The organism is Pseudomonas sp. FP2338 (genome assembly GCF_030687515.1).
GTDB lineage: Bacteria > Pseudomonadota > Gammaproteobacteria > Pseudomonadales > Pseudomonadaceae > Aquipseudomonas > Aquipseudomonas salomonii.
In genome coordinates, this window is sequence record NZ_CP117436.1 from 5,134,930 (window position 1) to 5,158,743 (window position 23,814).

At 58.8% G+C, this 23,814-nt stretch carries 22 protein-coding genes and 2 tRNA genes; 11 read left to right on the forward strand and 13 right to left on the reverse strand.

The genetic code is table 11. The features are described 5' to 3' along the window. Positions 1–31 precede the first annotated feature (31 nt). Together PSH96_RS23235 and PSH96_RS23240 are read left to right on the forward strand one after the other, a co-directional pair. Positions 32–1,096, forward strand: coding sequence for an imelysin family protein (locus PSH96_RS23235; RefSeq protein WP_305455358.1), 1,065 nt, complete (start codon positions 32–34; stop codon positions 1,094–1,096). A 2-nt stretch (positions 1,097–1,098) separates the two neighbouring features. Further along, on the forward strand, positions 1,099–2,196 hold the full coding sequence (locus PSH96_RS23240; protein WP_305460153.1) for a DUF1513 domain-containing protein: 1,098 nt from the start codon (positions 1,099–1,101) through the stop codon (positions 2,194–2,196). Positions 2,197–2,248: 52 nt separating this feature from the next. Here the strand turns inward: PSH96_RS23240 and PSH96_RS23245 are convergent, their stop codons facing one another. The 7 genes from PSH96_RS23245 to colR form a co-directional block, all read right to left on the reverse strand. Then, positions 2,249–3,907, reverse strand: coding sequence for a hypothetical protein (locus PSH96_RS23245; protein ID WP_305455360.1), 1,659 nt, complete (start codon positions 3,905–3,907; stop codon positions 2,249–2,251). Then, entirely contained in the window at positions 3,811–5,181 is a 1,371-nt protein-coding gene (locus PSH96_RS23250) for an MBOAT family protein (protein ID WP_305455362.1), read from the reverse strand. The genes PSH96_RS23245 and PSH96_RS23250 overlap by 97 nt, the downstream gene beginning before the upstream one ends. Positions 5,182–5,729: 548 nt before the next feature. Beyond that, on the reverse strand, positions 5,730–5,957 hold the full coding sequence (locus PSH96_RS23255; RefSeq protein WP_056858671.1) for a hypothetical protein: 228 nt from the start codon (positions 5,955–5,957) through the stop codon (positions 5,730–5,732). Beyond that, a complete protein-coding gene (locus tag PSH96_RS23260) occupies positions 5,954–6,673 on the reverse strand; it encodes a lipopolysaccharide kinase InaA family protein (RefSeq protein ID WP_058422710.1) in 720 nt (239 codons plus the stop codon). Before PSH96_RS23260 ends, PSH96_RS23255 begins: the two co-directional genes overlap by 4 nt. Positions 6,674–6,677: 4 nt before the next feature. Beyond that, positions 6,678–7,358: a class I SAM-dependent methyltransferase gene (locus tag PSH96_RS23265; protein ID WP_305455364.1), complete on the reverse strand. Its 681-nt coding sequence runs from the start codon at positions 7,356–7,358 to the stop codon at positions 6,678–6,680. 188 nt (positions 7,359–7,546) lie between these two features. Next, a complete protein-coding gene (locus PSH96_RS23270; protein WP_305455365.1) occupies positions 7,547–8,827 on the reverse strand; it encodes a HAMP domain-containing sensor histidine kinase in 1,281 nt (426 codons plus the stop codon). Then, positions 8,817–9,500 carry a two-component system response regulator ColR gene (colR, locus tag PSH96_RS23275; protein ID WP_003175870.1) on the reverse strand — a complete coding sequence of 228 codons (684 nt, stop codon included), beginning with the start codon at positions 9,498–9,500 and terminating at the stop codon, positions 8,817–8,819. The genes PSH96_RS23270 and colR overlap by 11 nt, the downstream gene beginning before the upstream one ends. 289 nt (positions 9,501–9,789) lie before the next feature. Between colR and PSH96_RS23280 the strand changes: the two genes are divergently transcribed. The 3 genes from PSH96_RS23280 to PSH96_RS23290 all read left to right on the forward strand — a co-directional run bounded on the left by PSH96_RS23280 (position 9,790) and on the right by PSH96_RS23290 (position 12,233). Continuing rightward, complete coding sequence (locus PSH96_RS23280; RefSeq protein ID WP_305455366.1) at positions 9,790–10,485, forward strand: response regulator transcription factor; 696 nt, start codon at positions 9,790–9,792, stop codon at positions 10,483–10,485. Continuing rightward, positions 10,478–11,773 (forward strand): sensor histidine kinase KdpD, encoded by a 1,296-nt coding sequence (locus PSH96_RS23285; protein ID WP_305455368.1) that lies wholly within the window; start codon positions 10,478–10,480, stop codon positions 11,771–11,773. Before PSH96_RS23280 ends, PSH96_RS23285 begins: the two co-directional genes overlap by 8 nt. 82 nt (positions 11,774–11,855) lie before the next feature. After that, positions 11,856–12,233, forward strand: coding sequence for a hypothetical protein (locus PSH96_RS23290; RefSeq protein WP_305455371.1), 378 nt, complete (start codon positions 11,856–11,858; stop codon positions 12,231–12,233). 195 nt (positions 12,234–12,428) lie between these two features. Here PSH96_RS23290 and groL read toward each other — a convergent pair whose 3' ends face one another. The 5 genes from groL to PSH96_RS23315 form a co-directional block, all read right to left on the reverse strand. Then, positions 12,429–14,075: a chaperonin GroEL gene (gene groL, locus PSH96_RS23295; RefSeq protein ID WP_056858678.1), complete on the reverse strand. Its 1,647-nt coding sequence runs from the start codon at positions 14,073–14,075 to the stop codon at positions 12,429–12,431. Positions 14,076–14,124: 49 nt separating this feature from the next. Further along, positions 14,125–14,421 (reverse strand): co-chaperone GroES, encoded by a 297-nt coding sequence (groES, locus tag PSH96_RS23300; protein ID WP_017139748.1) that lies wholly within the window; start codon positions 14,419–14,421, stop codon positions 14,125–14,127. A 247-nt stretch (positions 14,422–14,668) separates the two neighbouring features. Continuing rightward, a complete protein-coding gene (locus PSH96_RS23305) occupies positions 14,669–15,145 on the reverse strand; it encodes an FxsA family protein (protein ID WP_016975517.1) in 477 nt (158 codons plus the stop codon). A gap of 66 nt (positions 15,146–15,211) precedes the next feature. Beyond that, complete coding sequence (locus PSH96_RS23310; protein WP_305455376.1) at positions 15,212–15,943, reverse strand: HugZ family protein; 732 nt, start codon at positions 15,941–15,943, stop codon at positions 15,212–15,214. Positions 15,944–16,068: 125 nt separating this feature from the next. Beyond that, complete coding sequence (locus PSH96_RS23315) at positions 16,069–17,076, reverse strand: DUF481 domain-containing protein (RefSeq protein ID WP_305455379.1); 1,008 nt, start codon at positions 17,074–17,076, stop codon at positions 16,069–16,071. A gap of 148 nt (positions 17,077–17,224) precedes the next feature. On the opposite strand from PSH96_RS23315, the gene PSH96_RS23320 reads away from it, so the two are divergent. The 4 genes from PSH96_RS23320 to PSH96_RS23335 all read left to right on the forward strand — a co-directional run bounded on the left by PSH96_RS23320 (position 17,225) and on the right by PSH96_RS23335 (position 21,964). After that, the gene (locus PSH96_RS23320; RefSeq protein ID WP_099549362.1) at positions 17,225–17,587 is read left to right on the forward strand and encodes an MGMT family protein; all 363 of its coding nucleotides are present in this window, start codon (positions 17,225–17,227) and stop codon (positions 17,585–17,587) included. A 43-nt stretch (positions 17,588–17,630) separates the two neighbouring features. Beyond that, positions 17,631–19,163 (forward strand): AmpG family muropeptide MFS transporter, encoded by a 1,533-nt coding sequence (locus PSH96_RS23325; RefSeq protein WP_058422705.1) that lies wholly within the window; start codon positions 17,631–17,633, stop codon positions 19,161–19,163. Positions 19,164–19,274: 111 nt separating this feature from the next. Next, positions 19,275–20,990: a proline--tRNA ligase gene (locus tag PSH96_RS23330; RefSeq protein ID WP_305455385.1), complete on the forward strand. Its 1,716-nt coding sequence runs from the start codon at positions 19,275–19,277 to the stop codon at positions 20,988–20,990. Between the two features lie 20 nt (positions 20,991–21,010). After that, positions 21,011–21,964, forward strand: a complete 954-nt coding sequence (locus PSH96_RS23335; protein ID WP_305455388.1) for a hypothetical protein — start codon at positions 21,011–21,013, stop codon at positions 21,962–21,964. 131 nt (positions 21,965–22,095) lie between these two features. Here the strand turns inward: PSH96_RS23335 and dinB are convergent, their stop codons facing one another. Further along, entirely contained in the window at positions 22,096–23,154 is a 1,059-nt protein-coding gene (dinB, locus tag PSH96_RS23340; protein WP_305455389.1) for a DNA polymerase IV, read from the reverse strand. Between the two features lie 280 nt (positions 23,155–23,434). Here dinB and PSH96_RS23345 point away from each other — a divergent pair. Together PSH96_RS23345 and PSH96_RS23350 are read left to right on the forward strand one after the other, a co-directional pair. Beyond that, positions 23,435–23,511 (forward strand) — tRNA-Met (locus PSH96_RS23345). A 207-nt stretch (positions 23,512–23,718) separates the two neighbouring features. After that, positions 23,719–23,795: transfer RNA gene (locus PSH96_RS23350), tRNA-Met, on the forward strand. Positions 23,796–23,814 lie beyond the last annotated feature (19 nt).

Sequence of the window (23,814 nt, forward strand, 5' to 3'; positions counted from 1 at the left end):
GCATTGCCACACTGACAGAAGGGAGCTCGACATGTTCCGTCCCAAGTTGCTGTTCACCAGCCTTGCCGCCCTCGCCCTCGGCGCCTGCTCGCCCCAGGACCCGCAAGCGGTGACCTCGGCGGCCATCGCCAAGCAAGTGATCCTGCCCACCTACAGCCGCTGGGTTGAAGCCGACCGCCAGTTGGCCGTCAGCGCCCTCGCCTACTGCCAGGGCAAGGAAAGCCTGGAGACGGCCCGCGCCGACTTCCTGCACGCGCAAAAGGCCTGGGCTGAACTGCAACCGCTGCTGATCGGCCCGCTGGCCGAGGGCAACCGTTCGTGGCAAGTGCAGTTCTGGCCGGACAAGAAAAACCTGGTGGGTCGCCAGGTCGAACAACTGGTCAGCGCCCAGCCGCAGATCGACGGCGCCGCCCTGGCCAAGTCCAGCGTGGTGGTGCAAGGCCTGTCGGCCTACGAATACATCCTCTACGATGCCAAGACCGACGTCGCCGACGAAACCCAGAAAGCCCGTTACTGCCCACTGCTGGTGGCCATTGGTGAGCGTCAGAAAACCCTGGCCGAAGAGATCCTGGCCAGCTGGAACAGCACCGACGGCATGCTCGCGCAGATGACCAAGTTCCCGAACCAGCGCTACGCCGACTCCCACGAAGCCATCGCTGATCTGCTGCGTGTGCAGGTCACCGCACTGGATACCTTGAAGAAAAAACTCGGCACGCCGATGGGCCGCCAGACCAAGGGCATCCCGCAACCGTTCCAGGCCGATGCCTGGCGCAGCCAGTCGTCCCTGCAAAGCCTGCAAGCCAGCCTGGCGGCGGCGCAGACCGTGTGGGTGGGTGTCGACAACAAAGGCCTGCGCGGCCTGTTGCCGTCCGAGCAGAAGCCATTGGCCGACAAGATCGACGCTGCTTACGCCGCCTCGCTCAAGCTGTTCGCCAGCAACCAGCGCACGCTCAACGAATTGTTGGCCGACGATGCCGGGCGCCAGCAACTTAACGACATTTACGACAGCCTCAACGTGGTCCACCGCCTGCACGAAGGTGATTTGGCCAAGGCGCTGGGCATCCAACTGGGCTTTAACGCTAACGACGGTGACTGATGATGCTCAGGCGACAGGCTTTGGCGGTTGGCAGTGTGCTGCTCAGCGCACTGACGTTGGGTGGCTGGACGCTGTTCAAACAAAAGAAGCAGGCACCGCTGCTGCTGTCGGCCCGCAATGACGCGGACGGCAAGCACTACGCCGTGGGTTTTCGCCTGGACGGCACGCAAGTGTTTGCCACCCAGGTCGGCCAGCGCTGCCATGACATCATCAACCACCCGACACTGCCGATTGCGCTGTTCGTCGCCCGTCGCCCGGGCACCGAGAGTTACCTGATCGACCTGCGTACTGGCACGCTGCTGCAAACCATCACGTCCAACGCCAATCGTCATTTCTATGGCCACGCGGTGATCCACAAAAGCGGCGACTGGCTGTACACCACCGAGAACGACACCTCCGACCCCGGCCGTGGCCTGCTCGGTGTGTACAAGTTCGAGGGCGAGCGCCTGGTGCACAGTGGCGAAATCTCCACCCATGGCATCGGCCCGCACCAGGTGTCGTGGATGCCCGACGGCGAAACCCTGGTGGTGGCCAACGGCGGCATTCGCACCGAAGCCGAAAGCCGTGTGGAGATGAACCTCAATGCCATGGAACCGAGCCTGGTGTTGATGCACCGCGACGGTAGCCTGATCAGCAAGGAAACCCTGGGCCAACAGATGAACAGCGTGCGGCATATGGGGATTGCCAGCGATGGCACGATCCTCACCGGGCAGCAGTTCATGGGGCCGTCCCAGGAGCGTTCCGAGTTGCTCGCAATCAAGCGCCCGGGGCAGCCGTTCGTGGCGTTCCCGGTGGCCGATGAGCAACTGCAAGCCATGGGGCATTACACCGCCAGCGTCGCCGTGCACAGCGAACTGCGTCTGGTCGCACTGACAGCGCCGCGGGGTAACCGGTTTTTTATCTGGGACATGGACAGCGGTGCGCTGCGTCTGGACGGGCCGTTGCCCGACTGCGCCGGTGTCGGCGCGGTGGCGGATGGCTTTGTCGTCACCTCAGGCCAGGGCCGTTGCCGCTTCTACGATTGCCGCCAGCCGCAGTTGGTCGCCAAGCCGCTGCAATTGCCGGCCGGGCTTTGGGATAACCATCTGCACCTGATCTGATCGCGCTCACGTATAGGGCCACGCATGGCCCTATAACGCGGCAGCCACCTTGTTACTTCTTGCTGGCGGCTTCTACGTTCATACCGGTAGCCAGGTTCTTGATGGAGAACCCTGAGCAGGCTTTGGCGCTGTCGATGTCGAAACGAATATTGACGACCTGCTCTGTGGTCGGCCAGCCAGGAGCTCCGGAAAGATCAACAGAGGTGGTCCCTTGCTTGACAAAGAATCGGGCACTGTTGCTTTCACTTATGCCCTCAGACGGTGTTGACCAGAATATCTGAAGAGGAATTCGGGGCTCTGCGGCATTGAAACATTCAAACTCGAACGCCAACTGATGTGACTTCGAACCAACGACCTGAGGCGCCAGCGTAAAAATGATGTAAGGGTCCACGCCAGTAATGGTGTAGGTGTTCGGCTTGTCAGCGGGTTTTACATCATTGGTTTGCGCGACACTTCCCTTGGCTCCGGGCTTGAAGCCGATGGTATTCGGTGCGGTTGCAAAAAGGTCGGGCGGAGTCAGAAACAGCCCCCTTCGCGATGCTCGCTCAACCACAGAATACAAGACATAGTCGGGTTTGAAGCGCTCAACCAACTTCGTCAGTCCATCACTGTTGATGGATTCGTGATCCACTTGAATGACCTTTGAAAAAGTGGCCGCCATGAAGGGTGACAGCGAAATGCCATAAGAGTCTCTGAGCCAAATGACCTTTTTATTGTTCAGTGCTTTGGGTGATGCAAAAAGCTCAGGACGACGGGGCGCCAGATTTGGCAGATTGTTGTTTGTCCCCAACAATGCCCCCGACTCATAATCGTAGCGCTCTACAGGTATGCTGAATTTTTCGCGAAAGCGCAAGACAGCTTCCTGGTCGTGCGTCCAGCTTTGTATCCGTTGAAATCTGGATAAGTCGCCACCTTCCCTGTCCGTGACAGCGACCACGTCTCCATCAGCAACGTCAGGCCAGACGAGCGCAGGCTCGGCTTTACTCAAATTATTCGCCAACGCCATAAAGGCGATCCATGCACCCCGGTCATTCCAATGGGTATCGGTCTTGAAATAAAGCGGCTGGCTTTTATCTTTAGCTGCCAATAGCGGACTGAACGCATCGACATACACGCCAGGCGGGGCATTTTTCAGTAATTGTGCGGAAACAGCATCAGGCGAATGAGCCGCCCATTCCGGCAGGTACTCCGGGTAGATAGAGTCCTTATCCGGGCCAATCAACACGCGGTATTGCTTCACGCCATGCTGCTTGAACCAGTTCTCCCACTTTTTCTGATTAGCCGTCACTTTTTCAATCGTACTGGCGTCTTCCGCCGTCATTCCATTTCGCTTGACTGAAATAGACCCTACGTAGTCATCACCAAGGAAAAACCACCCATCCTTGCCCACCAGCACTTCACCCGGATCAATCGAGATACCGAGCAAATTGTAGAGACCGCCCACTAATGGCATCGCAAAATCAATGTTGTAGAGAAACGAAAGTTCCCACCATTTCACATGCTCATCGGTGTGGCCAGGCAGGCGCGTTGCCAGGTTGAACACTGGCGAAATCATCAGGATCAGGAAGGTAGAAATGAAAAATACGGCTATTTTGTTTTTCATCACGACACCGATCAAAAGTTGAAATACAAGAAGACGGTGCTGGTCGTCTTCAGGGTGGAATACATGGCAATCGCAAACACCAGCGTCATCCAGATGGTTTTTTTCCATCCAAAGGTGCCTTCAACGGTCAGCGTGAACGAGTTCTTCATTGGCGTGATGATGAAGCCAATCAAAATCATCGCGAAGCAAATCGCGTTCACGGCGATGCCCTGCGGCAGCACGCTTAACAAATGGTCCGACAACACACCGCCCCATGCCAGGCTGGCGGTAGGTACGGCGCTGACAGGCGTACCGGTGATAGAGCCGAAATCAAACATTTTGATAATGATGTTGTTCGCGTCCTGTATCGAGGTCGCTCGGAAAAACACCCAAGTGATATTGATAAACAGAAATGTAATCAGCCAGGCCAGCGGGTTGGGCATGCTCATGCCTAACTGCTTCCAGATACGGTGAATGACCAACGCGCCGCCGTGCAGGGCGCCCCATATGACAAACATCCAGCTGGCACCATGCCACAGGCCGCCGAGAATGAAGGTCAGCATCAGGTTCATGTAGATACGCGGGGAAGAACAACGGTTGCCGCCCAACGGGATATACAGATAGTCACGCAGGTAGCGGCTCAGGGTCATGTGCCAGCGGCGCCAGAAATCCTGGATATCGAGGGACTTGTACGGCGAGTTGAAGTTGATCGGCAGCCAGATATTGAATAACAACGCGGCGCCGATCGCCATGTCGCAGTAGCCACTGAAGTCAAAATACAACTGGAAGGTGTAAGACAGGCTGGTGGCCCAGGCACTGTAGAAGTCATGATGCGCGCCGGGTGCGTAGCCAGCATCCGCCCACACGGAGAAGGTGTCGGCCAGAATGACCTTCTTGAACAAGCCGACACTGAAAATGAAGATCCCCATCAGAATGTTCTTGTGCCGAACAAACAAGGTCCACCGCGACTCGAACTGCGACATCATTTCTTTGTGATGCAGGATCGGCCCGGCAATCAGATGCGGGAAGAACGTGACGAACAGCGCATAGTTGATGAAGTCATATTCTTTCGCCTCGCCACGGTAGCTGTCGACCAGGAAGGCAATTTGGGTAAAGGTGTAAAAGCTGATACCCAGCGGCAAGATGATCTGTTCAAACCCGACATGGCCACCGGCCAGGGTATTAAAGTTATCAATCAGGAAGTTGGTGTATTTGAAATACGCGAGCAGCGAAAGGTTGATCGCAATCGCCCCGGCCAGCGCCCATTTTTTCCTGTGTGCGCTTTGCAGTGCCGTTGTATAAGGTGAGACCAGCCAGCCACTCGCGTAGTTGAATACGATCGAGCCCAGCAATAACGGCAGGTACGTAACACTCCAGTAGCCATAAAAAAACAAACTGGCCAATACCAGCCATATCTTCCCGGCCGACACCAATCGAGTCTTATTTAAAACAAAGTAAACCGCAAACACTATTGGCAAATACACCAATATGAATATAGAAGAACTGAAAATCATCGACCCACCCCAACACAAAAAAACGCGCAGTTAAAGCGACTAATAGCCTTAGCGGCTTATTCTGATTTCTACCACTGCAAACGTTTATCTTGAGTTATTAACTTTCATCAGCATCCACACGTTCCCTCAGCCACCGTTATCGGTCGATTATCCTTTTCACCTTCTGCAACGCGCCAAACGCATAGAGAAGCCCCAGTCGCTGGAAAAAAGGTCAGGGAAGATACCATAGCGAGCCAAGCTTTTCGTACCCAACAAAGGATGTTTCCTATGGTCGTGTAGGAAAATCCGCATTGACACCTTTATCTGTCGAGTACTCGCGAAGCGGATTTTCGACCAACGGTCAGTCAAGTGAGCGCACGCCCCCCTTGGCTTAGCCGCGTGTGCCGCAACGTAAAAGGCCCCGCAATGCGGGGCCTTTTATGGGGATTTTGATGCCTTCAACTCTGCGGCCTCATCCCTTGGGACATGCCGAACATGAACAACAGCAACTCATGATCCGGCTTGGCCGCCACACTGGCCTTGGCAACACGTGGCAGCAGGCATTGCCCGCTGCCCTGCACCGCACTCAGCACTTGTGTGCGAGGTTGTTCCCACGCAGCCAGCGCCAGGGCTGCAATGCCCAACGCGCCGACCAGGAAAACACCTCGTGCTATTTCTAGCTTCATCTACTTAAACCCTTGATAGCGCTGCCAAACGCCGTCTCGTAAAAGTAGCTGAGTTTTTCCCAATCGGTACTGTTCCACGACGAATGGCGGCGCAATTGCAGCATGTCATGGGAGGCGGCCCGATAAGCGGTCAAGCGCTGACGGCACTTCTCGAAATCCAGCAGCGCCACTTCCACCTTGGCCGAGTCGCCTTCGCCGGTCACGCGTACAAAAATGTGCTTGATGTACAGGCAACCATGTTGCCAGCGGCCCTTGTGCATGCGCGCCAGGGTGCCCGCCAATTCCTTGAGCATGCGCTCGTGAACCAACTCGCCGTACTGCTCACGGCCACCGGCGGCGTACCAGTTTTCGATCTCGTCGAAACCATCGAGGGACGCCGTCACCAACAAGGCTTTCCATTGGTGCTCGGGGTCACGGCGCGCGCCGCAGAACACCAGTTCCGGAACGCGTACATCCAGCGAACGCAGGCCTTTGAGGGCGTCACGTTCGCGCAATACGGTCGGGCGTCCGAACGGGTGAAGCCAACTGCGGTAAATATGCCCGGTCTGGCGTTTGCTGTAGAGCAAGCGGCCATTTGGGCTCACGACTCGCTGCACACCGCTTTCACCACCGCGTCGGCGGTTGGGTTCCTCGACCCATTCGCCCTGCTGGCGCCAGAAAAAATCAAATCGTTCTTCGGGAGCTACGTGACTGCCTGATACGCACTCAACTGCCATCCTGTTACCTCTTACGCAATACATAGACTCGCCACATGGCGTAGAGCGGCATGAAGTCCAGGGATTCCTGAACTCGGAAACCGGCTTGCTCAAATTCTGCCTCGACAGTAGCAGCCGGTAACACAAACCGGTTTTGGTAACCTTCCTGCTCACCTTTCTTGCGACGCTTGGCTTCGGCGCGCTTGCGTTTCCAAGCCTTGAAATTGCCATCCACCCACAACGAAATAATCACGCTGTCGCGGGTAACCCGCTGAAATTCTTTCAGTATTGCCAGCCTGTGCGCCGGATCACCAATGTGGTGCATCAAACGCATGCAAAAAATACTGTCGACCGCGTTATCGGGCAAATCGATATCAAAGGCAGACGTGTGCAAAGGCCGTACCCGCTTCACCACCTCCGCCGGCTGGGCGACGGTGGCAACCTTCAACATCGACTCCGAATTGTCAGCGCCGATAATCACACGGTTGGGCTTCTCCGCCAACAATGGCCAGAACCGCCCGGCACCGCAAGGCAGGTCCAGCACCAGGCCTGGCTCGCCAGCCATGGCCAACGCGCCGCGCGCCAATTGCTCGTCGCGTTTGTGGGACAGCCGGCGAGCCAGATTGTCCTGATGCTTGAGCAAATAATTCTGCGCGTGCTGATCGTCGTACTTTTCGGAAAAATCGAGCTTGATCGGGGTAGACATCAACGGATCTCCAGTAGCTGATGCCTACAACCTTAGGCAGCAAACTGTGATCAACAGGTCAACCCGTTGTGAAAAACTTGTCCTGTCCAACCCCATACATTTCAAGACTTTACAGATACAAGCAATAGCATGGGGCCATCTTCGCCGATTTAGCGGGTTGTCTGGCAGGATAACGGCCAGGTCCACCCTCAGGGTTTGACCTGGCTCAACTCGACATGAAACCGGCAGCCGTTGGGCTCCATGGTGCTCAGGCTGACGCTCCAGCCCTGGCTCTCGCAGATGCGTTGCACCAGCGACAAGCCCAGGCCCAGGCCTTCACCGCGCTTCTCGCTGCCGCGTACAAAGGGCTCGAACATCGCTTCACGCTTGTCTTCGGGAATGCCGACCCCGGTGTCCTCCACCACAAAGCCGCTGGGTTCGAGCGTCAGGCGGATAAAGCCCTGCTCGGTGTAGTGCAACGCATTGCGCAGCAAGTTGCCCATCACCGCATGCAAGAAGGTGGTGTTGTAGCGCGTGTCCAACGGGTTTCCTGGGCTGTAGATCAACTCAAGGCCTTTTTGCTCGATGGGCCCGCGCCAAATGCCGAGCAGATCTTCGGCCACCTGGGTCAGGTTGACTTGGGCCGACATGGCGGAATCATCGTGTTGGGCACGCGCCAGCATCAGGAAGGTCTGCACCAGTTCGCGCATTTCTTCACACGCGCGGGCGATCCGCAGCACCTGGTTGCGACCACGCTGGTCAATGGCCGGGTTTTCCAGCAGCAGTTCGCAGGAGCTGGCCAATACCATCAAGGGCGTGCGCAGTTCGTGGCTGACGTCGCTGGTAAACAATTGCTCACGGGACAAGGCCGCACGCAGGCGGCCCAGGGTGGCGTCGAACGCCACGGCCAGCTCGCCGACTTCATCGGCGGCGTAGTCCGGCGCCAGCGGTGGCGCCAAGCCCAGCAATTGGTCACGATGGCGCACCTGGCGAGCCAGGCGCACCACCGGCGCCATTACCTTGCGGGCCAGCACCCAGCCGAGGAACACCGCCAGCGCAAGGCTGAGCACAAAGCCCACCAGTACCACGGCAAACAGCACGCGCTCGCGCTCTTCGAAATCGCTTTGGTCTTGCAGCAACACGTACCGTCGGCCATCCACCACTTCAACCATGGCGTGGTACGACAGCGCTTCGCGGAACACTTCGTGAAAGCCCGGCTCCAGGTGCCGCAGGTCTTTGGGCAGTTCGAAATCTCCAGGCCCGCCACTGAAGTAAAACAGCTGGTCGGGCTCGGGCCGGTGGCTCCAGTCCTCAACGCTGTCCATCAGCAACAGGCGCTGCAAGTCGCCGCCCAGGCCGGCCGAAATCAGTTTTTCTTCCACCAGGTGCACGGTTGCAACGATGCCCATGGCGAAGGCCCCCGCCACCAACGCACTCATCAGCGCAAAGGCGATGATGATCCGCTGGGCAAGGCTTTGCTTAAACTCCATCACGGCCCTCGGCCAGGCGATAACCCACACCGTGTACCGTTTGCAGCAACGGCTTGGCGAAGGGTTTATCGATCACTTGGCGCAATTGGTGAACGTGGCTGCGCAGGCTGTCGCTGTCCGGGCAGTCGTCGCCCCACAGGGCCTCTTCGAGGATTTCGCGGCGCAGTACGTGCGGGCTTTTTTGCATCAGCACCGCGAGCAGCTTCAAGCCCACCGGGTTGAGCTTGAGCAGACGCCCTTCGCGGGTGACTTCCAGGGTATCAAGGTCGTAGCTCAAATCACCGACTTGCAGGGCACGGCGCCCGCCGCCCTGGGCACGGCGCAACACGGCTTCGATGCGCGCGGCCAGCTCGGACAAGGCAAACGGTTTGAGCAGGTAGTCATCGGCGCCGGACTTGAAGCCCTGCAGCCGGTCATCCAATTGGTCGCGGGCGGTGAGCATGATCACCGGCGTGTCGCGACGGGCGTCTTCGCGCAGGCGTTTGCACAGCGTGTAGCCATCGATACCGGGCAGCATGATGTCGAGCACGATCAGGTCGTAATGCTCGGTGGCGGCCAGGTGCAGGCCCGACAAACCGTCCTGCGCACAGTCCACGGTGTAGCCCTTTAGCCCCAGGTAATCGGCCAGGTTGGCCAGAATATCGCGGTTGTCTTCAACCAATAAAATTCGCATGGGCAGTGTCTCCGTACGCGGTAACGGCCTTGTTGGCTCGCGCAGCTTAAGGCCAAGTGTGGCTCAGGGATAGAGCTTGAAGCCACGTCGATAAAGGTTTTCAACCAATTACATAGCCAAACAAGTTTTTCACTATAGCTTCACAAATTAACGACAGTGTCAGGGCGAACATCGCGCCCATCGAAATAAGGACCATGCGCTCATACTGCGTTGACCGCCCCTCTGAGCCCTTGCCTCGCCACGGCAAGGGCGCAACACTTGCGCCATCCTCTGGCGATGGCGCCCTTGCATGTCCGACTCCCTGTTGCTGATCGAAGATGACCGCCCATTGGCCGCGCTGACGGCCGAGTTCCTGCGCGCGGAAGGTTTTACCGTCGCTGTGGAGCACCGTGGTGATCGCGCCGCACAGCGCATTATTGAGGAAAAACCGGCGCTGTTGATCCTCGATGTCATGTTGCCGGGCATCGACGGGTTTACCCTGTGCCGCCAGATTCGCGACAGCTACCCCGGGCTGATCCTGATGATGACCGCACTGGATGAAAACGCCGAGCAATTGACCGGTTTCCACGTGGGTGCCGACGACTACGTGGTCAAACCCGTCGACCCGCTGCTGTTGCTGGCCAGGGTGCGCTCATTACTGCGCCGTCACCGCCAGGCGCCCAATGCGTCTTATCAGTGGGGCGCGTTTCGATTGGACCTCAACAGTCATTTCGCCTGGCTCGACGGCACGCCGTTGCAGTTCTCGGTGGCCGAGTTCGAACTGCTGGCGATTTTCGCCCGCCACAGTGGCGTGTTGCTGACCCGCGAGAAACTCCTGCAAAGCTTGCGCGGCCTGGAATACGACGGGCTTAACCGCTCGATTGATATGCGTGTGTCGCGCCTGCGCAAAAAGCTGATGAGCCTGGCCTGCCCGGTGACCATCCAGACCATCACGGCCCAAGGCTACCTGTTTGTCGAAATCCCCCAGGCGGCCCAGCATGTTTAAACTGCGCCCCTGGATGGTGGCCGTGGCGGGCGCGGGCTGGACGAGCCTGACCCTTTATCTGCTGTGGCTGTGCACCAACGCCTCGGTGTTTGTCGGCGAAGACAGCTTTTTGCGCTTGATGGCCGGTCCAGGCTACCTGGTGGCCGAACAGCTCAAAGGCGTGCCTGCCGAAAAGCGTGAAGCGCGCATGGACATCCTGCGCGCGCACTTCCAGTACCCGGTAGAGCTGATCCCTTATGACGACGTCGAATTGCCGCCCGAAGCCATGGTCATGCTCGAACACCAGCAGCCGGCGCTGAACAGCGACGAAGACATCAGTTACTTCCCGCTGGACGACAATACCGTGATCCGATTCGGCCCTATGTGGGGGAGTGCCGAGGTCAAGGACCTGCTGAAATTCCCGATTTTCTGGATCACCGCCTGCGTCGCAGGCTTGCCGGTGTTGCTGCTGCTGGGCTTGGGTTTGCGCGCGTACCGACGGCATAACAAGGACCTGGCCATGCTCAACAACTGCCTGGGCACCCTGGCACGCACCCCAAATGTGATGCTGCCGGCCCTGGGCAAAGAATGGACGCCGTTGCTGCTGACCTTGCAGCAGCATGCACGGGAGATCAGCGCCATGAGCGAACGCCATCGCGAAGTCTCCCAAGCTGTTTCCCACGAACTGCGCACGCCGCTGGCGCGCATGCGTTTCGCCCTTACGTTGCTGAGCAAAAGCGAAGACCCACCGACCCGCGCACGCCTTCAGGAGCGCTTGCAAACCGATGTCGAAGAACTCGAAGCCCTGGTTCGTGCCAGCCTGGCCTTTGCGCGGATGGCCGGCGCGCCCACTGATTTGCAGCACGAGCCCATCAACCTGCGTGACTGGCTGCATCAGGAGTTCGCCTTGCTGGATGGGCACCATCGCCAATTGAGCCTGGAAACCGAGCCTGCACAGCTTGAACTGATCGGCGACCGCGCCCTGCTGCACCTGATCGTGCGCAACCTGTTGAGCAACGCCATCACCTACGCGCGTGATCGAGTGTGCGTGAGCGCCACTTATCAGGGTGAGCAGCACTTGGTGCTGCATGTCGACGATGACGGCCCCGGCATATTGGCGGAGAACCGTGAAAAGATTTTCGAGCCCTTCGTGCGGCTTGCCATGGGCGGCGACGAGACCAGTGGCTTCGGCCTCGGCCTGGCGCTGGCCAAGCGCGCAACCCAGTGGCATCACGGTGAGTTGTCGGTAACCCGCAGCCCGCTGGGCGGCGCACGCATGAGCCTGGTACTGCCGTTGCGGCCTCTTTAGAGCGCTGTTACAGCCTGTGACAGCCAAGCCATCCCATCGCCCGTAACCTCGCCAACTGAATCCCTGGTTGGAGAGCCCTTTCATGCGTCCCCGTAAGAAGCATTTGCCCACCTTGATGCTGTCGCTGTGCATGGTTGCCGGCGCATTCGTGCCCGGTAATGCGTCGGCCTCGCGCCTGGCGGTTACGGACAAGCCATCACCACGGATGGAAGACAAACACGCTGGCGATCACACCGCCAATACGGCACGTCGGCCAACGGCGCAGGATGCGCTCCTCACCCCACCACCCCGGAGGTGGCCCCGAGCCGCCGGCGTTGAGAAACTCGCGCACCTGCCTGGCCCTGGCTCACTCGACCAAGCTGCTGCACCGCAACCCGTGGCACTTGTGCCGGCTGCCCAAGTAACCCTGGCACGGGGCATGACCTTCAGGAAGCTGTTGCGGCGCCGTACATTGGGTTGAGGTCCACATAGGCAGCCATGTGGGAGCCGGGCTTGCCCGCGATGCAGGCGACTCGGTATGTCGGGTACACCGAGGTGATGCCATCGCAGGCAAGCCAGCTCCCACATTCGATCTCCTACATTTTTGGATACTGCACAAAAAAGCCCCGCCTGCATCACTGCAGGCGGGGCTTTTCAGTAGCCGGGTAAGGCTGGCTTACATCATGCCGCCCATGCCACCCATGCCGCCCATGTCAGGCATACCGCCACCGCCTGCGCCTTCAGCCTTTGGCTTGTCGGCGATTGCAGCTTCGGTAGTCAGGATCAGGCTACCGATGGAGGCTGCTGCTTGCAGCGCGGAACGGGTCACCTTGGTAGGGTCCAGGATGCCCATTTCGATCATGTCGCCGTATTCGCCAGTCGCAGCGTTGTAACCGTAGTTACCTTTGCCGTTCTTGACTTCGTTGACCACAACGCTTGGCTCGTCGCCGGAGTTGGCAGCGATCTGACGCAGCGGTGCTTCAACGGCACGACGCAGAACAGCGATACCGACGTTCTGGTCAGCGTTGTCGCCGGTCAGGTCAGCCAGGGCTTCCAGAGCGCGGATCAGCGCAACGCCACCGCCAGGTACCACGCCTTCTTCAACGGCTGCACGGGTTGCGTGCAGGGCGTCTTCAACGCGGGCTTTCTTCTCTTTCATTTCAACTTCGGAACCGGCGCCAACCTTGATCACTGCTACGCCGCCAGACAGCTTTGCCAGACGCTCTTGCAGTTTTTCACGGTCGTAGTCGGACGAGGTTTCGGCAACCTGGGCACGGATCTGAGTGATGCGAGCCTGGATGTCCTGCTCAACGCCAGCACCGTCAACGATGATGGTGTTTTCTTTGGAGATGGTCACGCGCTTGGCGCTACCCAGGTTTTCCAGGGTGGCGCTTTCCAGGCTCAGGCCGATCTCTTCGGAGATTACGGTACCGCCAGTCAGAACAGCGATGTCCTGCAGCATGGCCTTGCGACGGTCGCCGAAGCCTGGGGCCTTGACGGCGGCGACTTTAACGATGCCACGCATGTTGTTCACGACCAGAGTCGCCAGGGCTTCGCCTTCAACGTCTTCGGAAACGATCAGCAGTGGGCGGCCGGCTTTGGCAACGGCTTCCAGCACTGGCAGCATTTCGCGGATGTTCGAGATCTTTTTGTCGACCAGCAGGATCAGCGGGCTGTCCAGCTCGGCAACCATGGTCTCAGGCTTGTTGACGAAGTACGGGGACAGGTAGCCACGGTCGAACTGCATGCCTTCTACAACCGACAGTTCGTTTTCCAGGCCAGTGCCTTCTTCAACGGTGATCACGCCTTCTTTACCGACTTTTTCCATGGCTTCGGCAATGATGTCGCCGATGGAGTTGTCGGAGTTGGCGGAGATGGTGCCTACCTGAGCGATAGCCTTGGTGTCGGCGCATGGCTTGGACAGCTTTTTCAGCTCAGCAACGATGGCGATGGTCGCCTTGTCGATGCCGCGCTTGAGGTCCATCGGGTTCATGCCGGCAGCGACGGCCTTGTAGCCTTCGTTGACGATGGCTTGAGCCAGTACGGTAGCGGTGGTGGTGCCGTCGCCTGCGTCATCGTTGGCACGGGAGGCAACGTCTTTGACCAGCTGCGCGCCCATGTTTTCGAAACGGTCTTCCAGTTCGATTTCTTTGGCTACGGAAACGCCGTCCTTGGTGATGGTCGGAGCGCCGAAGCTCTTCTCGATAACCACGTTACGGCCTTTAGGGCCCAGGGTCGCTTTTACCGCGTCAGCCAGGATGTTGATGCCGGTGAGCATTTTTTTGCGGGCGGAATCGCCGAATTTAACTTCTTTAGCAGCCATGATCGATATTCCTTAAATACTTTGTAGTAACGGGAAAATGAGCGGGGAATCAGTCTTCCAGAACGGCGAGAATTTCGTTCTCAGCCATGACCAGCAGGTCTTCGCCGTCGACTTTCACAGTGTTGCTGCCGGAGTAAGGGCCGAAAACAACCTTGTCACCCACTTTTACGGCCAGCTCACGTACTTGACCGTTTTCCAGCGTCTTGCCCGGGCCTGCAGCGAGAATCACACCGTGGTTGGCTTTTTCAGCAGCCGAACCTGGCAGAACAATACCGCCAGCGGTTTTCTTTTCTTCTTCGCTGCGACGGATTACGACGCGGTCGTGCAGAGGACGAAGCTTGCTCATTGTCGATCTCTCCTAATTGTGTTTTTCATCGGCCGGTATCGATACCGGCAAGTTGTATTCCGGCGGTGCCGGTCGCGCCTCGCCAAGCAAGACGCGGAAGTCTGTCTGGTGTCGCCACCAGAAACCTTGCGGTGACCGTTACATAAGGGCGCATAAGCTTATTACAAGAGGCCGCGACGGAAATTTTTTACGAATGCCGGGCGCCAAAAGCAACACGGCACCCAAAGGCGCCGTGCAGGTCATGCGGTTATTTGCTGTCGCGGTGTTCGAACTCGCCTTCGATCACATCCCCTTCACGCCCCAACGGCTGGCGTGGGGCCGGACCGCCACGGGGTTGCAGGTCATCGGCAAACGCACGCTGGCGGATCGCCGCTTCTTCGGCACGCTGGCGCATCTTGCCGGCCAACAGCTTGCGGGTGAACGGCAGCAGCATGACCAGGCCGACCACATCGCTGATAAAGCCCGGCAGGATCAACAGACCACCGGCCAAGGCCATCATCAGGCCTTCAAGCATGGTCTGTGCAGGCAGTTCGCCGCGGTTCAGGCTTTCACGGGCACGCAGCGCCGTGGCCAGGCCGGCGACGCGCAGCACCAGCACGCCGAGCATCGAGCCGAGAATGATCAACAGCAGCGCCGGGAAAAACCCGATGGCACTGCTGACTTGAACGAATACGAACAGCTCCAACACCGGGAACAGCAGAAAGAGCAATAAAAAAGGGCGCATCAAATGGTTCCTCAACGCAAGAATGCCTTGCCAGTCCACCTTAGATGACGTCGCCGTTTCGTGAATTCAAGCGCTGACGGCTTCTTTTTTCGGCCAGGCGTCGGCGTGAGCCAATGAAACCAGGGCTTCGCGCACTTGTGTCGGCGTGTTGCAAGGCTCGGCAAACGGCAGCCAATACAAGGACTGGCCGATACGCAGGTGCATGCCTTCGCTGTCGATACCGGCCAATTGCGCAGGTTCGGTGGTCGGCAGGCCGGTCAGCTCGACATAGTGGGCGATGGCCTTGGTGTGGTCGCTGTTCATGTGCTCAATCATGCTGCGCTCGGCTTTGCCCGCAAACGGGTTGGCCAGGGTGAGCTGGTCAACCCAGTGAATCGCGCCAAAGCCGCCGATGTAACGGTGACGCACTGGCTTGAGCACCCAGAAGTCGAAATCGTGGGCCTTGTGGTAGTTGGCCGAATCCGGGAAGTAGCGGTAATAGCGCTCGGCGGCGGCTTCAATCGCAGCTTCATCCTCAAGCTTTTCGGCTTCGGCCAGGTAGGTCAGGCGCCCTACCGCTTGCACGTCATCCGCCTCGCGCTCACCCACCAGCAGCGAGCACTTGGGGTCTTTTTGCAGGTTGTGGGTGTGCTGGGCGATGCGGCTGATCAGGATGATCGGCTGGCCCTGCGCGTCGAGGCAGTACGGCACCACTGAGCCGAAGGGAAAACCCGGCATGGCTTTGGACAATGTGGAGAGCGCTCCACGGTATTCCTTGAGCAACAGCTCTCGGGCGTTCTTGGCAACCTGCGTGCTCACGGTATGACTCCTCGGGTGTTCAGCCGCCCACAGCCTATGGCGTCTATGGGAATGAATCTCAACACAAGGTAATCAATATCGGCGCTGGTTGCCAGAGTGCCCGTTGCTGGTTTTCCCGGGCTGATTTACCAAGCGACGCCGAAGCCTGCGGTGTAACGGGTCTTGTTCAAGCTGCTTTGCGATTCGCCATTAATGAGGTCACGCTCGGCCTTGAGGTTGAGCGACGCCCACTCGGTGACTTTGTAGCGCAGGCCCATTTCCGCATCCAGGGAGTAATCGGACGGCCCGGCCAGCGGTTTGCCCACTTCACCGTTAGTGAAGAACTCCACGGTCTTGCCCACCAGGTAGCGGTTGTAGCTCCACTTCATGGCCAGGGAATAGAAGTTGCTCTTGCGATCGTTCGAATACTGGTAATCGGTGCGGTTGACCAGCGAGCCGAGGGAGAACGCGCCCAGCTCATCGTCCCAGAACTGGTAGCCAGGGCCAGTACCGACGGTGCGCTGGCGGGACAGGTCTTCAACCTTGTCACGCTTGTAGGTCAGGCGGCCCTGCCAGTACCAATGCTCGGTGATGAAGCGGTCCAGGTCATATTCCAGCGACCAGTTATCAGTGGTGGTCACGTCATCCTGGAACTCGCGGTTGTATTCGCCCTGGGCAGTATGCCGCCACTGGCCGTGACGGGCGGTGGTCTTGAAGTCGATGTCGTAGTCGTTGGTGTCCTTGTCGGCGCGTTTGTAGTCCAGCGCCAAGTCGACATTGCCCTTCCACACCAGGTCTTCGATCACAGGCTTTGGCTTGATGATCTGCTGGATGCTGGCCAAGTCCACGGTTTTTGGCGCTTCGCCATTGGTCAGGGTGACCTTGCCATCCTCCGCCGCTTTCAGGGATTTGGCCTTTTCGCCGGTGTAAGCGTCCTGCTTGACCAGCAGTTCCTGGTCGCTTTCCAGGGTCTTGACCTGTTTCCAGTCCACCGGGATGGCCCCTGCGTAGTTGGTCTGAATCAGCAATTTGCCACCGTCGAAGACTTTGATCTTGCCGGTCAGGCGGTCACCGTTCTTCAACCAGATGGTGTCGGCGAGCAGGGGCGTGGAGGCGCTGAGAACAGCAAGGCAGAGCAGGGTTCTGGACAACATAAGCGAATTCGAGGCTCGAAAATGGCGAAAAAGGGGCGTTATCGTGTTAGATAGCTTGGACTGACTCAACGATTTATATTGAGTTCAATTCTCAACGGAATGATTACAGACATTTCTTACAAAAACACCTCTTTATAAAGACGCGGCGATGCCCACACCCCACTCCCCCGAAGACGCCCCCCAAAGCCCCGCAGACATGCGCCGCACGGCCTTGTACCTGACCCTGGCGCAAGTGCCCGAAGGTTGCGTGGTGAGTTACGGCGAGTTGGCGCACCTGGCCGGGCTGGGCCGGGCCGCCCGCTGGGTCGGGCGTACATTGAGCCAGCTTCCCGAGGACACCCGCCTGCCCTGGCATCGGGTGTTGGGTGCCGGTGGTCGGATAAGTCTGCCGGTGGGCAGTGCTTCAGGCGACGAACAACGTGCGCGTTTGCGCAGTGAAGGCGTCAGTATCCTGAATAATCGCGTTGATATTCAGCGTCATGGCTGGCGCCCGGTAGAGCACAGCGGTTAGAGTGCGCGCTTTGTTTCCGCAAATCTGAGGCAGACTCCAGCCCATGCCCCGTAAAACCTGGCGCGCCGCGCTCGCCGCCTATGCCAGCCCTTCGACGTTAGTCCTGTTGTTGCTCGGCTTCGCCGCCGGCTTGCCTTACATGTTGGTGTTTTCGACGCTTTCCGTGTGGTTGCGCGAGGCCGGTGTGGCCCGCGAGACCATCGGCTATGCGAGCCTGATCGGCCTGGCCTACGCGTTTAAATGGGTCTGGTCGCCGCTGCTCGACCAATGGCGCCTGCCGCTGCTCGGCAAACTGGGACGACGTCGCTCCTGGCTGGTACTTGCCCAGACGCTGGTGATCCTCGGTTTGATCGGCATGGGCTTCTGCGACCCGCAAAAGCACTTGTCCTGGCTGATCGCCATTGCCGTTATCGTAGCCTTCGCCTCAGCCACCCAGGATATCGCGGTAGACGCCTATCGCCTGGAAATCGCCGACGACAGCCGCCAGGCCGCGCTGGCTGCCAGCTATATGTCCGGCTATCGCATCGCCGCACTGCTGGCCACCGCCGGCGCGCTGTTCTTTGCCGAAGGTTTCGGCTCCACCGGTTTCAACTATAAACATTCGGCCTGGACCGGCACTTACGTGCTGTTCGGCCTGTTGATGATCCCGGCGCTGCTGACCACCTTCTTCATGCGTGAACCCGATGTGCCACTGCGCACCCAACTGCAGGCCGGGCGCTACAGCTTTGCGCATCAGCTTGTTTCGGTCTTTGTGCTGATCGTGCTGCTGGTGTCGGTCCCGGCGATGTTCACCCAGCTGTACAACACCGATTTCGCCAGCGTGCTGTTCCACGGCGTGAGCCTGTGGGAGCTGCTGATGGAAGACCGCGCGTTCCTGCGCGCCATTCTGTACATCATCCTCACCACCCTGTGCCTCTCGGCCATGGGCCGCCGGGGTTTGGCGCCTGTGCTGACGCCGGTCAACGACTTTATTCTGCGCTACCGCTGGCAGGCATTGCTGCTGCTCGGGCTGATTGCGACCTATCGCATGTCCGACACGGTGATGGGCGTGATGGCCAACGTGTTCTACATCGACCAGGGCTTTACCAAGGACCAGATCGCCGGGGTCAGCAAGATCTTCGGCCTGATCATGACCCTGCTCGGCGCCGGTATGGGCGGCCTGTTGATTGTGCGCTTCGGCATCCTGCCGATCCTGTTTATCGGCGGCATTGCCTCGGCGGCCACCAACCTGCTGTTCGTGATGCTCGCCGACATGGGCCCCGACCTGCAGATGCTGATCTTCACCATCTCCCTGGATAACTTCAGTTCGGGCCTGGCCACTTCGGCGTTTGTCGCCTACCTGTCGAGCCTGACCAACCTCAAGTTCTCTGCCACTCAATACGCGCTGCTCAGCTCGATCATGCTGTTGCTGCCGCGCCTGATTGGTGGCTACTCGGGCGTGATGGTGGAGAAGTTCGGCTATCACAACTTCTTCATCATCACCTGCCTGCTGGGTGTGCCGACGCTGTTCCTGATTGCGCTGCACTGGTTTCAGGAAAGCCGACGGGCGCGATTGAATCCTCCCGCGGAAGACTGACACACCTCAGTCAATGTGGGAGCAGCCCGCAACCTCACGCCTGTACTCCAGCGACAACCGCCCGTACAATCCCAAGTCATTTCAAGTCCAAGCAACCGACAACGGCCTACCATGCGTACCAGTCAATATTTGCTCGCCACACAGAAAGAAACGCCTTCCGACGCGGTTGTGATCAGCCATCAGCTGATGCTGCGCGCCGGCATGATCCGCAAACTGGCCTCCGGCCTGTACACCTGGCTGCCCATGGGCTTGAAGGTGATGCGCAAGGTCGAAGCCATCGTTCGCGAAGAAATGAACGCCGCCGGCTCTCTGGAAGTGTTGATGCCGAGCACCCAACCGGCTGAGCTGTGGCAGGAATCCGGGCGCTGGGAAGAGTACGGCCCTGAGTTGCTGCGCTTCAAGGACCGTCATGGCCGCGACTTCTGCGCCGGCCCGACCCATGAAGAAGTGATCACCGACCTGATGCGCAACGAGCTGAGCAGCTACAAGCAGCTGCCGTTGAACCTGTATCAGATCCAGACCAAGTTCCGTGATGAAATCCGCCCACGCTTCGGCTTGATGCGCGGCCGCGAATTCATCATGAAGGATGCCTATTCGTTCCACGCAGACCAGGCGTCCTTGCAGGCCACCTACGACCGCATGCACACCGCCTACTGCAACGTGTTCACGCGCCTGGGCCTGAAATTCCGCCCGGTTGAAGCGGACAACGGTTCCATCGGCGGCGCCGGCTCCCACGAATTCCACGTGCTGGCCGAGTCCGGCGAAGACGATATCGTGTTCAGCAACGGCTCCGACTACGCGGCGAACATCGAGAAAGCCGAAGCCGTGCCACGGGAAACGTCCCGCCCGGCACCGGCTGAAGAACTGCGCCTGGTGGACACGCCAGAGACCAAGACCATCGCGGCCCTGGTGGAAAAATTCAATCTGCCGATTGAAAAGACCATCAAGACCCTGATCGTGCGCGCCGAGGAAGAAGGCAAGCTGATCGCCCTGGTGATCCGCGGCGACCACGAACTCAACGAAATCAAGGCGGCCCAGCAACCTGGCGTGGCCAGCCCGCTGGTCATGGCCACCGATGCCGAACTGCGCGACGCCATAGGCGCCGGTGCCGGTTCCCTGGGCCCGCTGAACCTGCCGCTGCCGATCATCATCGACCGTTCGGTCGAGCTGATGAGCGACTTCGGTATCGGCGCCAACATTGATGACAAGCACTACTTCGGCGTGAACTGGGAGCGTGACCTGCCGGTTCCGACCGTGGCCGACCTGCGTAACGTGGTGGCCGGTGACCCAAGCCCGGATGGCAAGGGCACCCTGGAAATCAAGCGTGGCATCGAAGTAGGGCACATCTTCCAGCTGGGCAACAAGTACAGCAAGGCGATGAAGTGCGAAGTGCTGGGCGAGAACGGCAAGCCGATCACCCTGGAAATGGGCTGCTACGGCATTGGCGTATCGCGCGTGGTTGCCGCTGCCATCGAGCAGAACAATGACGAGAAAGGCATCATCTGGAGCGACGCCCTGGCACCGTTCCAGATCGCCCTGGTACCGCTGCGCTACGACAACGAGCAAGTACGCGAGGCCACCGACAAACTGTATGCCGAACTGACGGCTGCCGGTTTTGAAGTGCTGCTCGATGACCGGGACAAGAAAACCAGCCCGGGCATCAAGTTCGCCGACATGGAACTGATTGGCATCCCGCACCGTATCGTGGTCAGTGACCGCGGCCTGGCCGATGGCAATCTGGAATACAAGAGCCGGACCGAAGCCGAAGCCCAACCGTTGCCGGTGGCTGACGTGCTGTCTTTCCTTCAGGCGCGTATTCGTCGCTGAAAACCAGATCAAGAGAAGTCATGTTCAAGCGAAACACCAGAGCCCTGGGGGGCGCCGCCTTGTGCGGCGCCCTGCTGGTCAGCGGCTGCGCCAATCAAATGTCGCAACGCAGTGAGCACGAGGAGCGGGTCGAACGCAAGTTGCTCGATCACAGCCTGCAAATCGATGTGGGCGAACCCAAAGTGCTGGAACTGCCGCAACGCCGGGTTCGCATTCACGAGCAAAAGACCTTTGAGGTCACCGAGTTCGAAGTCACCCGCCGTTACGATCGCTACACCCCCTACCAAGCCTGGCGCAAACTCTATGAGATGCCGTTGGGTGCCGTTGCACTGGTAGCGGGCGCGGGCGCCAACGTGGTGAATATCTTCGCCCTCGGCAACTTGCCCACCAGCATGACGCACGACTGGCTGAGCTACGGCGTGGACGGCATCAACCCGTTCATGAACGTGCAATCCCACGGCCGTGCGCAACAGAACCTGGCGGGTATCGATGAAGTGCAGCGCGACAAGCGCACGGAGTATTCGAGCCTGCCCTGGAGCGAACGCCCGGTACAGGTCACCGCCGGCAAGCAGACCCATGAGCTGACCACCGACCGCGACGGCGTATTGCGCCTGAACCTGTTGGACAGCCCGTTTGCCGAGCAGGACCTGAACCGCGTCAGCACCTTGAAGATCAGCGTGGAAGATGGCCAGGACGATGTGCATTCCGACTCGACCCTGGCGATCAGCAACACCCTGCGCGGCAAGTTGCTCGAAGCCCATGGCCTGATCTACGACGACCTGGAAGATGACGAAGTGAGCCAGTGGGTGCACCGGGTCAAACGCCTGTCGGAGCTGGGCCTGGAAGAAGAAGCCAGCGAGCTGGAACAAAGCCTGATCGAATTGACGCGCAATGATCCGGAGTTGCAGCAGGAGTTTCTGCAGGCGCTGACCAAGGATGCAGGAAGGCTCGTCGCAGATCCAGGCGCACGCTGAGATTTAAGCAACACTGAAATACAACTGTGGGAGCTGGCTTGCCTGCGATAGCGGTGTATCAGTTAAAGCATCAATGACTGACACAGCGCTATCGCAGGCAAGCCAGCTCCCACATTTTTTTGATCCGGTTTTTACCAGGGAAATTGGAGCTGCTCGTTACCGATGCTCAGGTCCAGCAACCGCACCCCAATCCCCAACAACCGCACCGGCTTCCCGCCCCGGTTAAATGCTTGCGTCAACAGCTGTTGATAACTCTCCAGATCCCGCCCTGCCCCGGCCTGCTCCAGCGTCGTTTGGGTAAAGTCATGAAACTTCACCTTAACGAACGGCTTGCCCGCGCGGTAGCTACTGTCTATACGCGCCATGCGCCCCGCCAGGGTTTCCATCAACTCAGGCAGTTTCGCCAGACAGCTTGAAAGGTCCGGCAGGTCCACGTCGTAGGTATTTTCGACACTGATGGATTGCCGACGACTGTCGTTCTGCACCACGCGGTCATCAATCCCCCGGGCCAGGCCCCAGAGCCGCTCGCCAAAACTGCCGAATTCACGCACCAGCGCCAGCTTGTTCCACTCGCGCAGTTGCAGGCAGTCTTCGATGCCCAGGCGCGCTAGCTTGTCGGCGGTGACCTTGCCGACCCCGTGCAGCTTTTTCACCGGCAACTGCGACACAAAGTCTTCGACCTGATCCGGGGTGATCACAAACAGGCCGTTGGGCTTTTTCCAGTCGCTGGCGATCTTGGCCAGAAACTTGTTCGGCGCCACGCCGGCCGACACGGTGATGTGCAACTGGTTGGAGACGCGCCGGCGTATGTCCTGGGCGATACGCGTGGCACTGCCGCCAAAATGCGGGCTGTCGGACACATCCAGGTAGGCTTCGTCCAGCGACAACGGCTCGATCAGGTCGGTGTAGTCGCGAAAGATCGTCTGGATTTCCTTCGAGGCTTCTTTATAGGCATCCATGCGCGGCTTGACGATGGTCAGGTCCGGGCACAGCTTCAAGGCGTGACGCGATGACATGGCCGAGCGCACGCCATAGGCCCGCGCCTCATAGTTGCAGGTGGCAATCACCCCACGCCTGTCTGCCGAGCCGCCGACCGCCAGGGGCTTTTGCGCCAGGCTCGGGTCGTCGCGCATCTCGATGGCGGCGTAGAAGCAATCACAGTCGACGTGGATGATTTTGCGCTGCGTCATATAAACAGAGGGTGTAATCCAACGGGCGGCCAGTATCGCACTCACTCCTGTATATAGCACCAGTAGTTTGAATCTGCCGTTTGAGCGGTAGGAAATTTCCCAGGTGAATTTATTTTTTCAATCGAAAACCTGCCGCCAATAGAGCTGAAACCCTTGGCCAGACTGGCCCCGAGGCCGTTTCAAGCCCGCCTTTGAGAGCTAACCGATTGAACCACAAGCGCTTTTCTTCAATTCAAAGGTTGACACACCTGCGTTCCTCTGTAGAATGCCGACACACAGACGCGGGATGGAGCAGTCTGGTAGCTCGTCGGGCTCATAACCCGAAGGTCGTCGGTTCAAATCCGGCTCCCGCAACCAAACATCAAAAAAGGCTACTCGAAAGAGTGGCCTTTTTTGTGCGTGCCTGTTTTAGCCCTGTATGAAAATTGTAAGACAGAAAAAACGTTGCCCACCGTGCACTTACCGCACACGGTGGCCGTGGAGTGACTAATTTCCACTTATTTGACCCATCAGACTATTAACGGTTGACACCTCGCCGCTGGGCTGTAGAATGCCGCCCACAGACGCGGGATGGAGCAGTCTGGTAGCTCGTCGGGCTCATAACCCGAAGGTCGTCGGTTCAAATCCGGCTCCCGCAACCAAACATCAAAAAAGGCTACT